9 protein-coding genes, 1 tRNA gene and 3 rRNA genes are annotated in these 20,146 nt (G+C 56.1%); 9 read left to right on the forward strand and 4 right to left on the reverse strand.

Going from position 1 to position 20,146, the window contains the following annotated elements; all coding sequences use genetic code 11:
- The first annotated feature begins 302 nt into the window (after nucleotides 1-302).
- From ACMGGP_RS00005 to aceK, 8 genes are all read left to right on the forward strand, one after another.
- Nucleotides 303-1,842, forward strand: a 16S ribosomal RNA gene (locus ACMGGP_RS00005).
- An 86-nt stretch (nucleotides 1,843-1,928) separates the two neighbouring features.
- Nucleotides 1,929-2,004, forward strand: a tRNA-Glu gene (locus ACMGGP_RS00010).
- Between the two features lie 212 nt (nucleotides 2,005-2,216).
- Nucleotides 2,217-5,125 (forward strand): 23S ribosomal RNA (locus tag ACMGGP_RS00015).
- A gap of 211 nt (nucleotides 5,126-5,336) precedes the next feature.
- A 5S ribosomal RNA gene (rrf, locus tag ACMGGP_RS00020) occupies nucleotides 5,337-5,452 on the forward strand.
- Together the 16S, 23S and 5S rRNA genes with 1 tRNA gene alongside form the textbook arrangement of a ribosomal RNA operon.
- Before the next feature lie 179 nt (nucleotides 5,453-5,631).
- A complete protein-coding gene (metA, locus tag ACMGGP_RS00025) occupies nucleotides 5,632-6,561 on the forward strand; it encodes a homoserine O-acetyltransferase MetA (RefSeq protein WP_010252696.1) in 930 nt (309 codons plus the stop codon).
- A gap of 263 nt (nucleotides 6,562-6,824) precedes the next feature.
- A complete protein-coding gene (gene aceB, locus ACMGGP_RS00030; RefSeq protein ID WP_346445767.1) occupies nucleotides 6,825-8,423 on the forward strand; it encodes a malate synthase A in 1,599 nt (532 codons plus the stop codon).
- A gap of 17 nt (nucleotides 8,424-8,440) precedes the next feature.
- Nucleotides 8,441-9,742 (forward strand): isocitrate lyase, encoded by a 1,302-nt coding sequence (gene aceA / locus ACMGGP_RS00035; RefSeq protein ID WP_346463171.1) that lies wholly within the window; start codon nucleotides 8,441-8,443, stop codon nucleotides 9,740-9,742.
- A 62-nt stretch (nucleotides 9,743-9,804) separates the two neighbouring features.
- Nucleotides 9,805-11,553 carry a bifunctional isocitrate dehydrogenase kinase/phosphatase gene (gene aceK / locus ACMGGP_RS00040; protein ID WP_010252686.1) on the forward strand — a complete coding sequence of 583 codons (1,749 nt, stop codon included), beginning with the start codon at nucleotides 9,805-9,807 and terminating at the stop codon, nucleotides 11,551-11,553.
- On the opposite strand, the gene iclR is transcribed toward aceK, so the two are convergent.
- A complete protein-coding gene (gene iclR, locus ACMGGP_RS00045) occupies nucleotides 11,528-12,358 on the reverse strand; it encodes a glyoxylate bypass operon transcriptional repressor IclR (RefSeq protein ID WP_022625201.1) in 831 nt (276 codons plus the stop codon). The two genes, aceK and iclR, sit on opposite strands and share 26 nt — an antisense overlap.
- A 143-nt stretch (nucleotides 12,359-12,501) precedes the next feature.
- Here iclR and metH point away from each other — a divergent pair, with 143 nt between their 5' ends.
- Entirely contained in the window at nucleotides 12,502-16,233 is a 3,732-nt protein-coding gene (gene metH, locus ACMGGP_RS00050; protein ID WP_498798018.1) for a methionine synthase, read from the forward strand.
- A gap of 286 nt (nucleotides 16,234-16,519) precedes the next feature.
- Here the strand turns inward: metH and ACMGGP_RS00055 are convergent, their stop codons facing one another.
- From ACMGGP_RS00055 to ACMGGP_RS00065, 3 genes are read right to left on the reverse strand one after another with little or no spacing between them, the layout of a single operon-like run.
- Nucleotides 16,520-18,610 carry a YjbH domain-containing protein gene (locus ACMGGP_RS00055; RefSeq protein ID WP_498798019.1) on the reverse strand — a complete coding sequence of 697 codons (2,091 nt, stop codon included), beginning with the start codon at nucleotides 18,608-18,610 and terminating at the stop codon, nucleotides 16,520-16,522.
- The gene (locus ACMGGP_RS00060; RefSeq protein ID WP_010252675.1) at nucleotides 18,610-19,353 is read right to left on the reverse strand and encodes a capsule biosynthesis GfcC family protein; all 744 of its coding nucleotides are present in this window, start codon (nucleotides 19,351-19,353) and stop codon (nucleotides 18,610-18,612) included. The genes ACMGGP_RS00055 and ACMGGP_RS00060 overlap by 1 nt, the downstream gene beginning before the upstream one ends.
- On the reverse strand, nucleotides 19,350-19,997 hold the full coding sequence (locus ACMGGP_RS00065) for a YjbF family lipoprotein (RefSeq protein ID WP_010672200.1): 648 nt from the start codon (nucleotides 19,995-19,997) through the stop codon (nucleotides 19,350-19,352). The genes ACMGGP_RS00060 and ACMGGP_RS00065 overlap by 4 nt, the downstream gene beginning before the upstream one ends.
- Nucleotides 19,998-20,146: the final 149 nt, after the last annotated feature.

The raw sequence follows: 20,146 nt of genomic DNA on the forward strand, positions 1-20,146 counted from the left end.
ACCGGCAACGGAAAACGGGTTGAGAGGCACAGGAGACTGCGCCGCCGGAGAAAAACTTCTGAGAAAGAGGTTGACTCTGCAGGAGGAAAGCGTAATATACGCCACCTCGCGACAGGACGCTAACGCACTGTTCGCACTGCTCTTTAACAATTTATCAGACAATCTGTGTGGGCACTCGCAGGATTGATATCAGCGTCTCCGGACGTAAAAAAATATCAAGCCTCACGAGTGAACACATAATGAAATTCATTATGACGTTTTACAGATGAGCACCGCTTAACTTGTTTAAGCAAATCAAACTTAAATTGAAGAGTTTGATCATGGCTCAGATTGAACGCTGGCGGCAGGCCTAACACATGCAAGTCGGACGGTAGCACAGAGAGCTTGCTCTCGGGTGACGAGTGGCGGACGGGTGAGTAATGTCTGGGGATCTGCCCGATAGAGGGGGATAACCACTGGAAACGGTGGCTAATACCGCATAACGTCGCAAGACCAAAGAGGGGGACCTTCGGGCCTCTCACTATCGGATGAACCCAGATGGGATTAGCTAGTAGGCGGGGTAATGGCCCACCTAGGCGACGATCCCTAGCTGGTCTGAGAGGATGACCAGCCACACTGGAACTGAGACACGGTCCAGACTCCTACGGGAGGCAGCAGTGGGGAATATTGCACAATGGGCGCAAGCCTGATGCAGCCATGCCGCGTGTATGAAGAAGGCCTTCGGGTTGTAAAGTACTTTCAGCGGGGAGGAAGGCGACGGGGTTAATAACCCTGTCGATTGACGTTACCCGCAGAAGAAGCACCGGCTAACTCCGTGCCAGCAGCCGCGGTAATACGGAGGGTGCAAGCGTTAATCGGAATTACTGGGCGTAAAGCGCACGCAGGCGGTCTGTTAAGTCAGATGTGAAATCCCCGGGCTTAACCTGGGAACTGCATTTGAAACTGGCAGGCTTGAGTCTTGTAGAGGGGGGTAGAATTCCAGGTGTAGCGGTGAAATGCGTAGAGATCTGGAGGAATACCGGTGGCGAAGGCGGCCCCCTGGACAAAGACTGACGCTCAGGTGCGAAAGCGTGGGGAGCAAACAGGATTAGATACCCTGGTAGTCCACGCCGTAAACGATGTCGACTTGGAGGTTGTTCCCTTGAGGAGTGGCTTCCGGAGCTAACGCGTTAAGTCGACCGCCTGGGGAGTACGGCCGCAAGGTTAAAACTCAAATGAATTGACGGGGGCCCGCACAAGCGGTGGAGCATGTGGTTTAATTCGATGCAACGCGAAGAACCTTACCTACTCTTGACATCCACGGAATTTGGCAGAGATGCCTTAGTGCCTTCGGGAACCGTGAGACAGGTGCTGCATGGCTGTCGTCAGCTCGTGTTGTGAAATGTTGGGTTAAGTCCCGCAACGAGCGCAACCCTTATCCTTTGTTGCCAGCGATTCGGTCGGGAACTCAAAGGAGACTGCCGGTGATAAACCGGAGGAAGGTGGGGATGACGTCAAGTCATCATGGCCCTTACGAGTAGGGCTACACACGTGCTACAATGGCGCATACAAAGAGAAGCGACCTCGCGAGAGCAAGCGGACCTCACAAAGTGCGTCGTAGTCCGGATCGGAGTCTGCAACTCGACTCCGTGAAGTCGGAATCGCTAGTAATCGTGGATCAGAATGCCACGGTGAATACGTTCCCGGGCCTTGTACACACCGCCCGTCACACCATGGGAGTGGGTTGCAAAAGAAGTAGGTAGCTTAACCTTCGGGAGGGCGCTTACCACTTTGTGATTCATGACTGGGGTGAAGTCGTAACAAGGTAACCGTAGGGGAACCTGCGGTTGGATCACCTCCTTACCTGAAGATACCTTCCCGCGCAGTGTCCACACAGATTGTCTGATAGAAAATAACGAGCAAAGTGTCTTTCGAAGACAGACTTAATTGTCCCCTTCGTCTAGAGGCCCAGGACACCGCCCTTTCACGGCGGTAACAGGGGTTCGAATCCCCTAGGGGACGCCAAAGCTTGGTGACAGGTGAAAGATGTTACCCACATATCTTAAAGATGACTTACGAGTCATGTTTAAGATATTGCTCTTTAACAATCCGGAACAAGCTGAAAATTGAAACGACGCAGCGCGTCATTCCTCCGTAATAAGGAATGACTTGGCGATGCGTTCGAGTCTCTCAAATGCTTGCAATTCGCAGCGTTGAAAAACGCCTGTGGGTTGTGAGGTTAAGCGACTAAGCGTACACGGTGGATGCCCAGGCAGTCAGAGGCGATGAAGGACGTGCTAATCTGCGTAAAGCGACGGTAAGGTGATATGAACCGCTACAGCCGTCGATGTCCGAATGGGGAAACCCGGTGCACTCTGTGCATCATTGCAGCATGAATACATAGTGCTGCAAGGCGAACCGGGGGAACTGAAACATCTAAGTACCCCGAGGAAAAGAAATCAACCGAGATTCCCCCAGTAGCGGCGAGCGAACGGGGAGCAGCCCAGAGCCTGAATCAGCTTGTGTGTTAGTGGAAGCGTCTGGAAAGTCGCAGGGTACAGGGTGATACTCCCGTACACAAAAACACACAAGCTGTGAGCTCGATGAGTAAGGCGGGACACGTGGTATCCTGTCTGAATATGGGGGGACCATCCTCCAAGGCTAAATACTCCTGACTGACCGATAGTGAACCAGTACCGTGAGGGAAAGGCGAAAAGAACCCCGGCGAGGGGAGTGAAACAGAACCTGAAACCGTGTACGTACAAGCAGTGGGAGCCTTCTTTATGGGGGTGACTGCGTACCTTTTGTATAATGGGTCAGCGACTTATATTCTGTAGCAAGGTTAACCGTATAGGGGAGCCGCAGGGAAACCGAGTCTTAACTGGGCGTTAAGTTGCAGGGTATAGACCCGAAACCCGGTGATCTAGCCATGGGCAGGTTGAAGGTTGGGTAACACTAACTGGAGGACCGAACCGACTAATGTTGAAAAATTAGCGGATGACCTGTGGCTGGGGGTGAAAGGCCAATCAAACCGGGAGATAGCTGGTTCTCCCCGAAAGCTATTTAGGTAGCGCCTCGTGAACTCATCTTCGGGGGTAGAGCACTGTTTCGGCTAGGGGGCCATCCCGGCTTACCAACCCGATGCAAACTGCGAATACCGAAGAATGTTATCACGGGAGACACACGGCGGGTGCTAACGTCCGTCGTGAAGAGGGAAACAACCCAGACCGCCAGCTAAGGTCCCAAAGTCATGGTTAAGTGGGAAACGATGTGGGAAGGCACAGACAGCCAGGATGTTGGCTTAGAAGCAGCCATCATTTAAAGAAAGCGTAATAGCTCACTGGTCGAGTCGGCCTGCGCGGAAGATGTAACGGGGCTAAACCATGCACCGAAGCTGCGGCAGCGACGCTTAGGCGTTGTTGGGTAGGGGAGCGTTCTGTAAGCCGTCGAAGGTGTGCTGTGAGGCATGCTGGAGGTATCAGAAGTGCGAATGCTGACATAAGTAACGATAAAGCGGGTGAAAAGCCCGCTCGCCGGAAGACCAAGGGTTCCTGTTCAACGTTAATCGGAGCAGGGTGAGTCGACCCCTAAGGCGAGGCCGAAAGGCGTAGTCGATGGGAAACAGGTTAATATTCCTGTACTCGGTGTTACTGCGAAGGGGGGACGGAGAAGGCTATATCGGCCGGGCGACGGTTGTCCCGGTTTAAGCGTGTAGGCGGAGGGTCCAGGTAAATCCGGTCCCTTATTAACGCTGAGGCGTGACGACGAGGCACTACGGTGCTGAAGTGATAAATGCCCAGCTTCCAGGAAAAGCCTCTAAGCATCAGGTAACACAGAATCGTACCCCAAACCGACACAGGTGGTCAGGTAGAGAATACCAAGGCGCTTGAGAGAACTCGGGTGAAGGAACTAGGCAAAATGGTGCCGTAACTTCGGGAGAAGGCACGCTGGCGCGTAGGTGGAGGGACCTGCTCCCCGAGCCGAAGCCAGTCGAAGATACCAGCTGGCTGCAACTGTTTATTAAAAACACAGCACTGTGCAAACACGAAAGTGGACGTATACGGTGTGACGCCTGCCCGGTGCCGGAAGGTTAATTGATGGGGTTATCCGTAAGGAGAAGCTCTTGATCGAAGCCCCGGTAAACGGCGGCCGTAACTATAACGGTCCTAAGGTAGCGAAATTCCTTGTCGGGTAAGTTCCGACCTGCACGAATGGCGTAATGATGGCCAGGCTGTCTCCACCCGAGACTCAGTGAAATTGAACTCGCTGTGAAGATGCAGTGTACCCGCGGCAAGACGGAAAGACCCCGTGAACCTTTACTACAGCTTGACACTGAACATTGAGCCTTGATGTGTAGGATAGGTGGGAGGCTTTGAAGCGCGGACGCCAGTCTGCGTGGAGCCAACCTTGAAATACCACCCTTTAATGTTTGATGTTCTAACGTAGGCCCGTGATCCGGGCTGCGGACAGTGTCTGGTGGGTAGTTTGACTGGGGCGGTCTCCTCCTAAAGAGTAACGGAGGAGCACGAAGGTCAGCTAATCACGGTCGGACATCGTGAGGTTAGTGCAATGGCATAAGCTGGCTTGACTGCGAGAGTGACGGCTCGAGCAGGTGCGAAAGCAGGTCATAGTGATCCGGTGGTTCTGAATGGAAGGGCCATCGCTCAACGGATAAAAGGTACTCCGGGGATAACAGGCTGATACCGCCCAAGAGTTCATATCGACGGCGGTGTTTGGCACCTCGATGTCGGCTCATCACATCCTGGGGCTGAAGTAGGTCCCAAGGGTACGGCTGTTCGCCGTTTAAAGTGGTACGCGAGCTGGGTTTAGAACGTCGTGAGACAGTTCGGTCCCTATCTGCCGTGGGCGCTGGAGAATTGAGGGGGGTTGCTCCTAGTACGAGAGGACCGGAGTGAACGCACCACTGGTGTTCGGGTTGTCATGCCAATGGCATTGCCCGGTAGCTAAGTGCGGAAAAGATAAGTGCTGAAAGCATCTAAGCACGAAACTTGCCCCGAGATGAGTTCTCCCTGACTCCTTGAGAGTCCTGAAGGGACGTTGAAGACTACGACGTTGATAGGCCGGGTGTGTAAGCGCAGCGATGCGTTGAGCTAACCGGTACTAATGACCCGTGAGGCTTAACCTTACAACGCCAGAGGCGTTTTTGAGAGACAGATTTTCAGCTTGTTAACCGGATACAGTTGTGTCCTGCGGACTGAAGTCCGAAGGATTTTGCGCTGAGGCAAGGCGGCAACCGGGCGATACGAAGGAGCATACTGAAGTATGTGACGGAGTAGCGCGAGGGCGGCCAACGCAGCATCAGCACAAAAGACACAGGACAGAGCACAAAGAATTTGCCTGGCGGCTTTAGCGCGGTGGTCCCACCTGACCCCATGCCGAACTCAGAAGTGAAACGCCGTAGCGCCGATGGTAGTGTGGGGTCTCCCCATGCGAGAGTAGGGAACTGCCAGGCATTAAATAAGTAAAAAAGCCCCGCACGGAAGTGCGGGGCTTTTTTACGTCTGCACTTTGCCACGTTAAGCTGAAACATTTTCATTTTCTGCATCAAACCTCGACATCTTACAACGATCAGGCTAATGTTAGGCATCTGGATGTCTAAACGTTTATATGGTTGTAAGAGGTGAGCAGGTTATGCCAATCAGGGTTCCCGACGAATTACCGGCAGTGAATTTTTTGCGTGACGAAAATGTCTTTGTGATGACATCGTCGCGCGCCAGTGTTCAGGAGATCCGCCCGCTTAAAGTGCTCATACTGAATCTGATGCCGAAAAAGATCGAAACGGAGAATCAGTTTCTGCGTCTGCTTTCCAACTCGCCCTTACAGATCGATATTCAGCTGCTGCGCATCGACAGCCGCGAGTCACGCAATACGCCCACTGAGCACCTCAACAACTTCTACTGCAATTTTGAAGATATCCAGCATGATAACTACGATGGCTTAATCGTGACAGGTGCACCACTCGGGCTGGTTGATTTTAATGATGTCGCTTACTGGCCACAGATTCAGCGCGTTCTGCACTGGGCAAATGAGCATGTCACCTCAACCCTGTTTGTCTGTTGGGCGGTTCAGGCCGCGCTTAACATTCTGTATGGCATTCCCAAGCAAACCCGGCATAACAAACTGTCTGGCGTCTATGAGCATCAGATACTGCATCCCCATGCGTTACTGACCCGCGGTTTTGATGATAATTTCCTCGCACCGCACTCACGCTATGCTGATTTTCCCACTCATTTGATAACGGATTACACCGATCTTGAGCTGTTTGCTGAATCGGAACAAACCGGTGCCTATCTGATGGCGAGTAAAGACAAACGTCTGGTGTTTGTTACCGGTCACCCGGAATATGATGCCCTGACGTTGTCTGGTGAGTATCATCGCGATTATGAAGCGGGGGTAAATCCGGAAGTCCCTTATAACTATTTCCCGCAGGATAATCCGGTATTGCCACCCCGCGCCACCTGGCGCAGTCACGGCAATCTGCTGTTCTCGAACTGGCTCAACTACTACGTTTACCAGATCACGCCGTTCGATCTGCGTCACATGAACCCAACCCTGGAATAGTCCCGTCTGAAGATCAACTGAACCGTGTTAGCCGATGGCAACACGGTTTTTTTTCGCCTTTAAAACGTTAACTGAAAGCGTTTCCTTTAATGGATTAAAGTTTTATTGCAGATAAAACATCAGGATAGGTTAATTTGTATTTAAAAATGGAAATAGTTTTTGATTTAAAAAAATAAATGCTTATGCTCTGATCCTGTAGCTCACAAAATAAACACCGTGTGGATCCGCTGCTTTCGATCCTTTGAATACAGGAGAACGCCAGCATGACAGACTCAGTGATCAGCCATACCCTGATTTTCAGCCAGCCCTTTAGCCATGCAGAACAGCAACTGTTAACGCCCGAGGCTGTTTCTTTTTTAGAGACGCTGGTCGCACGCTTTGCACCGCAACGCGAAGTACTGTTATCGGCTCGCCAGCAGCGTCAGCAGCAATATGACCAGGGCTATCTGCCAGACTTCGATATGGAAACGGCTTCCATAAGGGCCAGTGAATGGTGTATTCAATCTATTCCGGCAGATTTAGAAGATCGTCGGGTCGAGATCACCGGCCCACCCGATCGGAAAATGGTGATTAACGCCCTGAACTCAAACGTTAAAGTCTTTATGGCCGACTTTGAGGATTCGCTGTCTCCGGAGTGGTCGAAGTTGATTGAAGGGCAGCTGACACTGCGCGAAGCAGTACAGGGCACCCTGAGTTATACCAGCGACAAGGGCAAAATTTATCAGCTCGGCGCTACCCCTGCGGTGCTGATGTGCCGGGTGCGCGGTCTGCATCTGTCAGAAAAACATGTCAGCTGGCAGGGGAAGGCAATTCCGGGCGGGCTGTTTGATTTCGCGCTCTATTTCTTCCACAACGTCCGGCCGTTACTGGCCAAAGGCAGCGGGCCTTATTTCTATCTGCCGAAAACCGAGAGCTGGCAGGAGATCGCCTGGTGGCGTGAGATCTTCAGTTTCAGCGAGGATCAGTTTGATCTGCCGCGTGGCACGATCAAAGCCACTGTCCTGATCGAAACCTTACCCGCCGTGTTTCAGATGGATGAGATCCTGTGGAATCTGCGCGATCACATTGTTGGCCTCAACTGTGGCCGCTGGGATTACATCTTCAGCTATATCAAAACCCTGAAACAGCATGCGGATCGCGTGCTGCCGGATCGCCAGTCCGTCACCATGTCTCAGCCGTTTCTGGACGCTTATTCGCGACTGCTGATTAAAACCTGTCATCGGCGGGGGGCTTTTGCGATGGGCGGGATGTCAGCGCTGATCCCCGCTAAAGATCCCACGCGCAATGCCTGGGTACTGCAGCGCGTGACGGAAGATAAGCAGCGGGAGGCAGGTAACGGGCATGACGGCACCTGGATTGCTCATCCTGGTCTGGCAGATACCGCGATGGCGGTCTTCAACGCTGCGCTGGGCGACCGGCCAAACCAGCTGCAGGTCATGCGGGAAGAGGATGCGCCGATCACAGCGGAGCAGTTGCTGGCGCCCTGTCAGGGTGAGCGCACCGAAGCCGGTATGCGCGCCAACATCCGTGTTGCGCTGCAATACCTTGAGGCGTGGATCAGCGGTAACGGCTGTGTCCCGATTGACGGACTGATGGAGGATGCCGCCACCGCTGAGATCGCACGCACCTCAATCTGGCAATGGATTCGTCATCAGCAAATGCTGAACAACGGCCAGCAGGTCACAGCTGAACTGTTTCTGCGCTGGCTTAACGAAGAGCTGCATCTGCTGCAAAACGCGCTGGGCGAAGCCCACTTCAGCGCCGGTCGCTATGACGACGCAGCGCAGTTGATGGCTCAGATCACCACCGAGCGCGAGCTGGTTTCCTTTCTTACCCTGCCAGGCTATCGCCTGATCCCCTGAACAGAGGAGCTATTGCCATGACACGTACTCAACAAATCGATCAACTGGAACAACTCTGGCAGACCACTCGCTGGCAGGGCATTACCCGCCCTTACAGCGCAGCAGAGGTCGTCAATCTGCGCGGCTCGGTCTTGCCCGCCTGTACGCTGGCAGAGCACGGTGCGGAAAAATTATGGGCGTTGCTGAATGGCGAGGCAAAGAAAGGGTATATCAATAGCCTGGGTGCGCTGAGCGGCGGGCAGGCACTGCAGCAGGCCAAAGCGGGCATCGAAGCGATCTACCTTTCTGGCTGGCAGGTAGCGGCGGATGCCAACGTGGCGGGCCAGATGTATCCCGATCAGTCGCTCTACCCGGTGAACTCGGTGCCGGAAGTGGTGACGCGCATTAATCAGACCTTTCAGCGCGCCGATCAGATTCAGTGGTCCAGCGGCATTGAAGCGGGGGACAGCCGGCACACCGATTTCTTCCTGCCAATTGTGGCCGATGCTGAAGCCGGTTTTGGCGGCGTGCTGAATGCGTATGAGCTGATGAAGGCGATGATTCAGGCGGGCGCGGCGGCGGTCCACTTCGAAGATCAGCTGGCGGCGGTAAAAAAATGCGGTCACATGGGCGGCAAAGTTCTGGTACCGACTCAGGAAGCCATTCAGAAACTGGTGGCGGCACGGCTGGCTGCCGATGTGATGGGCGTGCCAACCGTGCTGCTGGCACGAACTGATGCCGACGCCGCCGATCTGATTACCTCAGACTGCGATGAATACGATCGTCCCTTTATCCAGGGCGACCGGACGGCAGAAGGCTTCTTCCGCACCCACGCCGGCATTGAACAGGCGATCAGTCGCGGGCTGGCCTATGCACCTTATGCTGACATCCTGTGGTGTGAAACCTCAACGCCGGATCTGGCGATGGCGCAGCGCTTTGCCGACGCCATTCATGCGCGTTTCCCCGGCAAGCTGCTGGCCTACAACTGTTCACCGTCGTTCAACTGGAAGAAGAACCTCGACGATCGCACCATCGCGAAGTTTCAGCAGGCGCTCAGCGACATGGGCTATCGCTTCCAGTTCATCACGCTGGCGGGCATCCACAGCATGTGGTTCAACATGTTTGATCTGGCCCACGCCTACGCCCAGGGCGAAGGGATGCGTCACTATGTTGAAAAGGTTCAGCAGCCTGAGTTCGCTGCCCGCGATCGCGGTTACAGCTTCTCTTCGCATCAGCAAGAGGTGGGCACCGGCTATTTTGATCAGGTAACCAATATCATTCAGGGCGGTAAGTCCTCGGTCACCGCGCTCACCGGTTCGACCGAAGAGCATCAGTTCTGACCCTTTTCCTCTGACTGATTCCCCGTCCGCAAACCGCGGGCGGGCGTTTACCGGAGCTGATTATGCCGCCACGCGAATCATTGATCGCCCACACTATCCTGCAGGGTTTTGATGCACAGTATGGTCGCTTTCTCGACATCACTGCTGGCGCACAGCAGCGGTTTGAGCAGGCGGAATGGCAGGCGGTGCAGCATGCCATGAAGGCCCGTATTCATCTCTATGACCATCACGTCAGCCTGGTTGCCGATCAACTGCGGGTGCTGAACGGTGCGGCCAGCTGGGATGAGATGTTCTGGCTGCGGGTTAAGGACCACTATCAAAGCCTGCTGCCCGGCTATCCACGGCATGAAATTGCCGAAAGCTTCTTTAATTCTGTCTACTGCCGGTTACATGGACATGCCGATCTGCAGCCTGACCGGCTGTTTATCTTCAGCTCTCAATCCCTGACCGCACCGGTCACACCTTTGCGCCCGTTATCGCGCCGTTATCAGCCGGAGCGGGGCTGGCTGGCACTGGTGGATCAGGTGTTGAGCGATTTACCGCTGACGTTGCCGTGGCAGCAGCGCGCTCGCGACGTCGGCTGGATTGTCCGCCACCTGCAGTCGCATTTTCCCCGGCTGAACCAGGGCTGGCTCGAGGTTAACAGTGAACTCTTCTATCGTAACAAAACCGCCTGGCTGGTGGCGCGGCTGCATCTGCCGGAAGGCATCTTGCCCTGTCTGCTGCCGATCCAGCGCAGTGAAACGGGCGAACTGTGGATCGACACCTGTCTGACCGATGTGAATGACGCCAGCATTGTCTTTGGTTTTGCCCGCGCCTATTTCATGGTTTATGCGCCGGTGCCTGCGGCGCTGGTCGCCTGGCTGCAACCGATTCTGCCTGGCAAAACCCTGGCGGAGCGCTATATGGCGATTGGCTGCCAGAAGCACGGTAAAACCGAGAGCTATCGCGAGTATCTTCAGGCGCTGGCAGAGAATGAGACGGCCTTTGAGATCGCACCCGGCGTGCGCGGCATGGTGATGCTGGTCTTCACGCTGCCGGGCTTTGACTGGGTGTTCAAGGTCATCAGGGATCGCTTCGCGCCGCAAAAAGAGGTGACGGAAGCGCAGGTCCGCGCCTGTTATCAGCAGGTCAAAGAGCACGATCGCGTGGGACGTATGGCGGATACGCAGGAGTTCGAGCAGTTTGCGCTGCCGCTGTCGCGCATCTCACCGGCGCTGCTGGCAGAACTCCACGCCTGCGTGGCGGAGAAGCTGCATATCGAAGGCGATCGCCTGATTATTCGTCACCTGTGGCTGGAGCGCCGTATGCAGCCGCTTAATCTCTACCTGGCCCAGGCGAATGCCGCAGAGCGGCGTCACGCGATTGAAGAGTATGGCAATGCCATCCGACAGCTGGCGGCGGCCAATATCTTTCCCGGAGACATGCTGTTTAAAAACTTCGGCATCACGCGCCATGGCCGGGTGATTTTTTACGATTACGATGAGATTCGCCCGATGCAGGAGCTGCACTTCCGGGATGTGCCCGCGGCGCGCTATGAGGAGGATGAACTCAGCGCCGAGCCCTGGTACAGCGTCGGGCCGGACGATGTCTTCCCGGAAACCTTCCGCTATGCGTTATGCAGTGAAGCCGCTACCGGCGCATTGCTGTTGCAACTGCATCCGGAGATATTCGACGCCCGCTGGTGGCGCGCGCAGCAGCAGCGCATCGCCCAGGGTCATGTGGAAGAGGTGATCGCCTGGCGGCAGACGCAGCGTTTCAGCGTCTGCTACGGCGCAGATAAAGTTAACGACCGCTGTACGCCAGCGTAACCTGGCGCGCTTCGCGGATGACCAGTGCACCTAATTCAGTAATCCGATCGTCTGTCATGCGGGCGATGGGGCCGGAGATGGAGAGCGCGGCAAACGCCTCGCCATGTTCGTCATAGATCGGCGCGGCGACACAGCGTAGTCCAAGCGCATGCTCTTCATCATCAAACGAGAAGCCCGCTTTGCGCACCAGCGCCAGATTCTCTTTCAGACTCTGCGGCGACATCAGGGTTTTCGGCGTGTAGTAATGTAATCCTTTCTGATGGAGCAGGGCGGTGACCTGCTCATCGCCCAGGTGGGCCAGAAACGCTTTACCTGCGCCAGACGCATGCATCGGCAGCTTGCCGCCAATCGGCGCGGACATTCGCATCAGCTGGGTACACTGCACCTGATCAATGATCACCGCCTGGTGATCGCTGAGATCCAGCACCGCCAGATTCACCGTTTCACCGGACTGCTCCATCAGGCTACGCAGCACCGGGTGTACCAGCGCCAGCAGGTTACGGCTCTGCAGGAAACTGCTGCCGACCACGAAGGCGTGTGCGCCGATCGTCCACAGCCCGAGATCGCCCACCTGCCGGACAAAACCCTGCTGCTGCATGGTGCTGAGCAGGCGATGCGTGGTGGAGTTAGGCAAACCCGCCTGCTGAGCCAGCTCGGTCAGCGCTACGCTGCCATGTGAGTCAGCAATCAGCTCCAGCAGCGTCAGGCCGCGGGTCAGCGATTGCACCTGACCGCCCGCGGGTGCGGCGACAGGGGTGCCACGGGGTTTCTTGCCGCGCTTAACAGGAACCGGGGTTGCCATCATTGTTTCTCCTTTTACATTGTGGAAATCATTTTCGTTTTAATCACACGCATTGCAAACGCTGGTTTTCTGGTCAGACCTGTACAGCCGTGAGCTGAAAATCTCTCAGTCGAGGTTACTTTGTCGCCTGACCAGCTTGTGCCAGAATGAAAAACGGGCTTTTCCGCCAGCAGACTGACGTGAATGGGGCAACAGTGAGCAATAAAATCGACGCGTTAAAACAGCAGCTCGCACAACGCATTATGGTGCTGGATGGTGGTATGGGCACCATGATCCAGAGCTATAAGCTGGAAGAAGAGGATTATCGCGGCAGCCGTTTTGCTGACTGGCCTTGCGATCTCAAAGGCAACAACGATCTGCTGGTGCTGAGTAAACCGGCGGTGATCCGCGAGATCCACGACGCCTATCTGGCGGCGGGTGCGGATATCCTCGAAACCAACACCTTTAACGCCACGTCGATTGCGATGGTGGATTACCAGATGGAAAGTTTATCGGCGGAGATCAATTTTGAAGCGGCCCGCCTGGCGCGAGCCTGCGCCGATGCGTGGACGGCGAAAACGCCGGATCGTCCGCGTTATGTTGCGGGTGTGCTCGGCCCGACCAACCGCACCTGCTCGATCTCACCCGACGTCAACGATCCTGCCTACCGTAACGTTACTTTTAATCAGCTGGTGGAGGCGTACCGCGAATCGACCCGCGCGCTGGTGGAGGGCGGTTCCGACATCATCATGATTGAAACGGTGTTCGATACGCTGAATGCCAAGGCGGCTATCTATGCGGTGCAGACCGAGATGGAAGCGCTTGGCGTGGCGCTGCCGCTGATGATCTCCGGCACTATCACCGACGCCTCCGGCCGAACGCTCTCCGGCCAGACCACCGAAGCTTTTTACAACTCGCTGCGTCACGCCGAACCGCTCTCTTTTGGCCTGAACTGCGCACTGGGACCCGACGAACTTCGTCAGTATGTGGCGGAACTGTCGCGCATCGCTGAAGGCTACGTGACCGCCCATCCCAACGCCGGTCTGCCCAATGCCTTTGGCGAATACGATCTGGATGCGGAACTGATGGCGCAGCAGATTGGTGAATGGGCCACCGCCGGATTCCTGAACATTATTGGCGGCTGCTGTGGCACCACACCGCAACATATCGCTGCCATGGTGGCGGCGGTTGAAGGCGTCGCACCGCGTCAGTTGCCGACGATCCCGGTGGCCTGCCGTCTCTCCGGTCTGGAGCCGCTTAACATCACCGCAGAGTCACTGTTTGTTAACGTCGGTGAGCGCACCAACGTCACCGGCTCGGCAAAATTTAAACGGCTGATCAAAGAAGAGAAGTATAACGAAGCGCTGGAAGTGGCGCTGCAGCAGGTGCAGAGCGGCGCGCAGATCATCGATATCAACATGGATGAAGGCATGCTCGACGCCGAGGCGGCGATGGTACGCTTTCTGAATCTGATTGCTGGCGAACCCGATATTGCCCGCGTGCCGATCATGATCGACTCCTCAAAATGGGAGGTGATTGAGAAAGGGTTGCAGTGCATTCAGGGCAAAGGGATCGTGAACTCAATTTCGATGAAAGAGGGTGAAGCGGCCTTTATCCATCATGCCCGTCAGGTCCGGCGTTACGGCGCGGCGATGGTGGTCATGGCGTTTGACGAAGTGGGTCAGGCGGATACCCGCGCCCGAAAAATTGAGATCTGCCGCCGTGCTTACCGGATCCTCACCGAACAGGTCGGCTTCCCGCCGGAAGATATAATCTTCGACCCCAACATCTTTGCGGTCGCCACCGGCATCGACGAACACAACAACTACGCCATGGATTTCATTGGTGCCTGCGAAGATATCAAGCGCGAGCTGCCCCATGCGATGATCTCCGGCGGCGTCTCCAACGTATCGTTTTCATTCCGTGGCAACGATCCGGTGCGTGAAGCGATACATGCCGTCTTTCTCTATTACGCCATCCGTAAAGGCATGGATATGGGCATCGTCAACGCAGGCCAGCTGGCGATTTATGATGATTTGCCGGCAGAACTGCGCGAGGCGGTAGAGGATGTGATTCTTAACCGGCGGGATGATGGCACCGAGCGGCTGCTGGCGCTGGCGGAGAAATACCGTGGCGGCAAAAGCGATGGCTCGCAGGAAAAACAGCTCGCGGAATGGCGCAGCTGGGACGTGGTGAAACGGCTGGAGTATTCGCTGGTCAAGGGGATCACCGAGTTTATCGAGCAGGATACCGAAGAGGCGCGCCAGCAGGTACCACGGCCGATAGAGGTGATTGAAGGCCCGCTGATGTCCGGCATGAACGTGGTCGGTGACCTGTTCGGTGAGGGCAAGATGTTCCTGCCGCAGGTGGTGAAATCGGCGCGCGTGATGAAGCAGGCGGTGGCGTATCTGGAACCCTTTATCGAAGCCAGCAAAGAGGCGGGGCGCAGCAACGGTAAAATCGTGCTGGCCACGGTCAAAGGCGACGTGCACGACATCGGGAAAAATATTGTCGGCGTGGTGCTGCAGTGTAATAACTACGAAATCATTGACCTTGGCGTGATGGTGCCGGGTGAAAAAATTCTCAAAACGGCGCGCGAAGTGAATGCGGACATCATCGGCTTATCAGGCCTGATTACGCCGTCGCTGGATGAGATGGTCAACATGGCGAAAGAGATGGAGCGTCAGGGCTTTACCTTACCGCTGCTGATTGGCGGCGCGACCACCTCGAAGGCGCATACCGCTGTCAAAATTGAGCAGCATTACAGCGGCCCGACGGTCTACGTGCAGAACGCCTCACGTACCGTTGGCGTGGTGTCGTCGCTGCTTTCCGCTACCTTAAAAGAGGATTTCGTCGCCCGAACCCGCAAAGAGTACGAGACCGTGCGCATTCAGCATGCACGCAAAAAGCCGCGCACGCCGCCGGTCTCGCTGCAGGCGGCGCGCGATAACGCCACCTCAATTGACTGGGAGAGTTACACGCCACCCGTGCCGCATCGTCCCGGGGTCAGCCAGGTGGAGGCCAGCATTGAAACGCTGCGCAACTACATCGACTGGACGCCATTCTTTATGACCTGGTCGCTGGCGGGCAAATATCCCCGCATCATGGAGGATGAGGTGGTGGGTGAAGAGGCGCAGCGTCTGTTTGCCGATGCCAATGCGATGCTCGACAGATTAAGCCAGCAGTCGCTGCTGAAGCCACGTGGCGTGGTCGGTATTTTTCCGGCTAACCGTGTCGGCGATGATATTCATCTCTACAGTGATGAGCGGCGTGATGAGATTTTGTGTGTGAGTCATCACTTACGCCAGCAGACCGAAAAAACCGACTTCGCCAACTACTGTCTGGCGGATTTTGTGGCCCCGAAATCGAGCGGCAAAGCGGACTATCTCGGTGCCTTCGCGGTGACCGGCGGGCTGGAAGAGGATGCGCTGGCGGAGGCGTACGATCGTCAGCATGACGACTACAACAAGATCATGGTGAAAGCGCTGGCTGACCGTCTGGCGGAAGCCTTTGCCGAATATCTGCACGAGCGGGTACGTAAGGTGATCTGGGGCTTCGCGCCCAACGAAAATCTCAGCAATGAAGAGCTGATTCGGGAAAATTATCAGGGGATACGTCCGGCGCCAGGCTATCCGGCCTGCCCGGAGCACACTGAGAAAGCCGCCATCTGGCGTCTGCTGGCGGTGGAAGAACAGACCGGCATGAAGCTCACCGAATCCTTTGCCATGTGGCCGGGCGCGTCAGTCTCTGGCTGGTACTTCAGCCATCCTGACAGCCGCTATTTCGCCGTAGCGCAGATCCAGCGTGACCAGGTGGAAGATTATGCGGTACGCAAAGGGATGTCGTTAACGGAAGTTGAGCGCTGGCTGGCGCCGAATCTCGGCTACGACGCGGACTAAATAAAAAAGCGGCCTGAGGGCCGCTTCAGACTGCTGACAAATCCAGCTCCGGTTAAATCTGGCAGCAATGAAGAAACTCAACGCGCAGGGAACCCGGTCAGAGGAGGAAAGCGTCCCGCGCCAGGGACGGCGCGGGCCGAGCGGCCAGGGATGGCATTAGCGCCTTTCCGATCTGACCGGGTTCCCTGAGCAGGCGCGATCTCATTGCTATGCTTTGCTTCAGGCGTATGCTCCCTGAGCCTGCTTTCTGTTAACCGCATGAAACGGCCCTGAGGCCGCCATCTGCTTAGTTAAAGCGCGCGTCGCGATCGGACGTCAGATCATACAGCTGGTACTTGCGACCCAGCATCTGACCGCCATCACGCGTCAGCGGCACCCAGTTCACCTGCGCGCGACCGCGCGTTGGCGTCACGGTGAACAGATCCATTGGGATAGAAATATAGAAGCCTTTGGTGAAGTCGCCTTCGCCATACTCTTCAGACGAGACGTTGGTTTTGGTGGCATAGACACCCACCATCACGCCGCTGTCGAAGCGCTTCGACACATCGACCGTCACACCTTTATCTTTCGCCAGATACTGACCGACGCTGGTTTTCACCAGTACATCCTGCATGAACCATGGACGCCAGTAACCCGTCAGGTTGCCGGTTGAGGCTTTATAGCGGTTAAACTGCATCATGTTGTCCCAGTCACGCTGACGGACATAGTTGGCATCGACGCCCACCGCCCAGTTCGCATCGACCGGACGATAGAGCAGCTCGCCGCCCACGCCGCCATACATCGTCTCCAGGTACCCGCCGTAAACCTGACCATAGAAGCCGTTACCGAGGTGGCCCATATAGTTCGCCTGCAGATCGTTAACGTAGACGTTGTTCTCAACGTAGTCGCGGATATGGGTACGCACGCGCGGCAGCGAAGAGTCCGCCGGTGCGCCGTTGTAGTTGAACTTGTCGTAGTTGTTGGCGAGGTTACCAAACAGACTACCGCCCACCAGCAGGTGATCCGTCAGCCAGTAATCAGCGTTAGCCATTACGCCGACCTGATACATGTAGAAGCTTTCCGGGCCGCCCACCGACTGATTCAGTACCGGAGAGAGGCTGTAGTTCAGGCGATCCTGACGGATAAACATACCCTGCTCGGTGCTACCCGGATCGACCGGTTCTTTGCGGGTCTGTTGCAGTGGCTGCTCATGGCCCAGCGGATAGCCTTCCAGATTGTTACGCAGGCTGGCGACCTGCGTCTCAGTCGTCACCTGTGGCATGTTAAAGCGCGACTCGGTGACATTGATGGTGTCGATACCGTCAGGCAGGTGGTTCATGATGATGCGGTTCGCACGATCTACCCCTTCACGGGTATCGCGATACTTCGTCTGCTCGCCTGACACATAGATCGTGTGACCCTGAGTCTGAATACGCGGACCATCGAGACCGGCATTGTATTTCAGATCGGTCAACTGAGTGCCCACCACCGTCGGCTCCAGCAACTTAGGTTGCGGCTGCGGATTGTAGGAAGGCTTCTCACTGTCGATGTGCGCCTGACGCAGATCGTTGAAGTTGGTGCGAATGGTGACACCAAACATAAAGGTGTTACCGCGTTCGTAGCTGGCGTTGATGTCAGCCCAGTCGGTCACGCGATAAATCGCGCCGACGTTGAGCTTGCTGCGCTGCTCAAGGCGACCAGCAAAGTCATTCTGGTAGTCGTTGCCCTCATACTCCATTTTAAGGCGCAGCGGCTGCCAGGGCGTCTGATACTCCACGCCGCCAAACAGCGCCGTCGGGCCGTGGAACATCTGCGAGCCGTTGATTGAACCCGCTTCGCCCACCTGCGGACGCTGGCAATAGCTGTCGCTGTATGAGCAGAAGGGGTTCTTCACGGTGCCGCTGTTGCCGAGATAGCCCCAGCCAAGCCCCAGGGTAAAGTCGAACGGTCCCCATGCTTTGGTCGCCACCAGGTATTCGCTGTCGAACAGACCGGTACCGCCCAGATCGCGGGTGCCCACCGCCACTTCCGGCAGCCAGAAGCCCTCCTGCCACAGACGGAGTTTCAGGTCGAAGGCTTTATCTTTATAGCTCTGCGTGCCGCTGAATTCTGAGACCGCACTGTACTGACGGGTACGCACGTCGGTATACCGCACCGTGGTCTCCAGCCAGGGAAAGAGCTGCAGTGACGCGGAGTAGTATCGGTACTGATCGTTGTCGCGTGCGTTGAGGCTGAACTCGCCCTCTTTGGCCATGCGCGCCGTCGGCACCTGCATCAGACCCACGCCGCCGAAATCGGATTGTGAAGGGCCCACCGGCTCGGGCCAGGTGTCAGCCTGCGCCTGACAGGCTGCCGCCACGGAAACAGCCAACAGGTTGAAGAGATAACGTTTTTTCATCAGTCTGGTATCCGGTGAGTCAGTACGGAAAGGATGCGTTCATTAAGATCTTCATAGCTGCCTGGCAGGCTCCATGACGAAAAGCCGAGCCAGATAATGCTGCCTGGCTCCACTTCCGCGTGGCGATGATTCCAGTAGGCAACCGGCACCTGCTGTGTGGCGCCTGAAGGTGCAATCACGGTGACAAAATTGCGTTCTGCCCCGGAGAGTGCGTCATGACCATCCAGATAGTCGCGTACTGATTTACCCGGCTGCCAGCTCACTTTGCCTGCGCCGCTCAGCGCGCCGAGCAGCAGTACAGAATCTGAGGGGGCCTGCAGATAGAGGTCATAGCTGCCTTCCAGCCGACGGTTGTCAGCCGGATGCAGACGGATCCAGTCCGGGTCGAGCGACGTGAACTGGCGACCTGCTACTTTGATGGCGCTCAGCTGGCGGATCACTTCATCAATGGCCGCCGCCCGATCGCCGCTGCTGTCGGCACGCCAGGCACGTAACGCGCCCAGCGTCTGTTGATAGTGCTGCTGTGCCACTGCGCTGGCGCCGCGCTCGGCAATAAAGGTCGCACGCCAGTCAGTGTTGACCTGCAGTGGAGGCAGAGTCACCAGCTGGGAGAGATCCGCGACCTGGCTCAGCTCAGCCTGACCGCCGTTGTGCGGTGCATGAACGATAACCTGCGCAGTTGCCTGCGCTTCTGCGGCGCTGAACAGGCTCAGCCCGGCCAGCAAAAAAGTGATTTTTTTCATGATTTCGCCGGCTTCAGAATAGTGATATCTACAGGGAAGGCGTCTGCCGCCAGCATCTGATGGGCCTGCACCACATCGCCGCTGCTGTTATCGATCCAGAAGGTGTTTTCCCACTCGCGGTTACTGCTGTCGATGCTCACCTGCTCATGCCAGACGCGGCACGGAATGCGGTTGCCCGCCACGGTCAGGACTTCGTCGGTGCCGCGCTGGAAGGTTGAACGCACAGTCGCGCCGCGAACCTTGCCCTGTTCGGTCCACTGCACGATGCGGGTCCAGCCTGCACCGTTGCTGATATGCAGGCTGTCAGCGAGCGGATCCTGTTGCAGATTGCTGACGCTCAGCAGGTTATCCGGCAAGCCCAGGGTTTTAACCAGGCGGCCATGCTGTGTCACCAGCATCGCCTGATCCTGTGTCACCCATTTCTGCTGACCTTTCTCGTTGTAGCCGAGCACTACAAAAATGCGCGGACCTTCATTCAGGCGAGCATAGAGACTGGCATAGGGAAGATTGTTGACCTGTTGATCGGTAACGGTCACGTCGTCCGGACCGTTAACCGCAAGCAGCAGAGTCTGTTCAAGACCTTTTTGCGTTTGTGTACAGGCCTGCAGCAGCAGGCAAGCGAGCAGCAGAGGAAGTTGGCGCACTGTGTGTCCCTGATAAGTCATGCCAAAGTAAAAAATAACCACACAGGCGTGTGGTTATGTTTAAAGGTGCTCTGCCCGTCCCGTTCCGGCTGCAGAAATACAGGTTACGTGGCTCAGCGTCCTCACTCACCGAAGTCAGTGGTTCAGCC

The sequence above is a fragment of the Curtobacterium sp. BNK-1 genome (genome assembly GCF_048685235.1).
Taxonomy (GTDB): domain Bacteria; phylum Pseudomonadota; class Gammaproteobacteria; order Enterobacterales; family Enterobacteriaceae; genus Pantoea; species Pantoea agglomerans.

Bases quoted from the DNA above. Each gene is read 5' to 3' on its own strand.
- ACMGGP_RS00060 (WP_010252675.1), bottom strand. From the start codon at position 19,353: ATGAAAAAAATCACTTTTTTGCTGGCCGGGCTGAGCCTGTTCAGCGCC.
- aceB (WP_346445767.1), top strand. From the start codon at position 6,825: ATGACAGACTCAGTGATCAGCCATACCCTGATTTTCAGCCAGCCCTTT.
- metH (WP_498798018.1), top strand. From the start codon at position 12,502: ATGAAAAACGGGCTTTTCCGCCAGCAGACTGACGTGAATGGGGCAACA.
- iclR (WP_022625201.1), bottom strand. From the start codon at position 12,358: ATGATGGCAACCCCGGTTCCTGTTAAGCGCGGCAAGAAACCCCGTGGC.
- aceA (WP_346463171.1), top strand. From the start codon at position 8,441: ATGACACGTACTCAACAAATCGATCAACTGGAACAACTCTGGCAGACC.
- aceK (WP_010252686.1), top strand. From the start codon at position 9,805: ATGCCGCCACGCGAATCATTGATCGCCCACACTATCCTGCAGGGTTTT.
- metA (WP_010252696.1), top strand. From the start codon at position 5,632: ATGCCAATCAGGGTTCCCGACGAATTACCGGCAGTGAATTTTTTGCGT.
- ACMGGP_RS00055 (WP_498798019.1), bottom strand. From the start codon at position 18,610: ATGAAAAAACGTTATCTCTTCAACCTGTTGGCTGTTTCCGTGGCGGCA.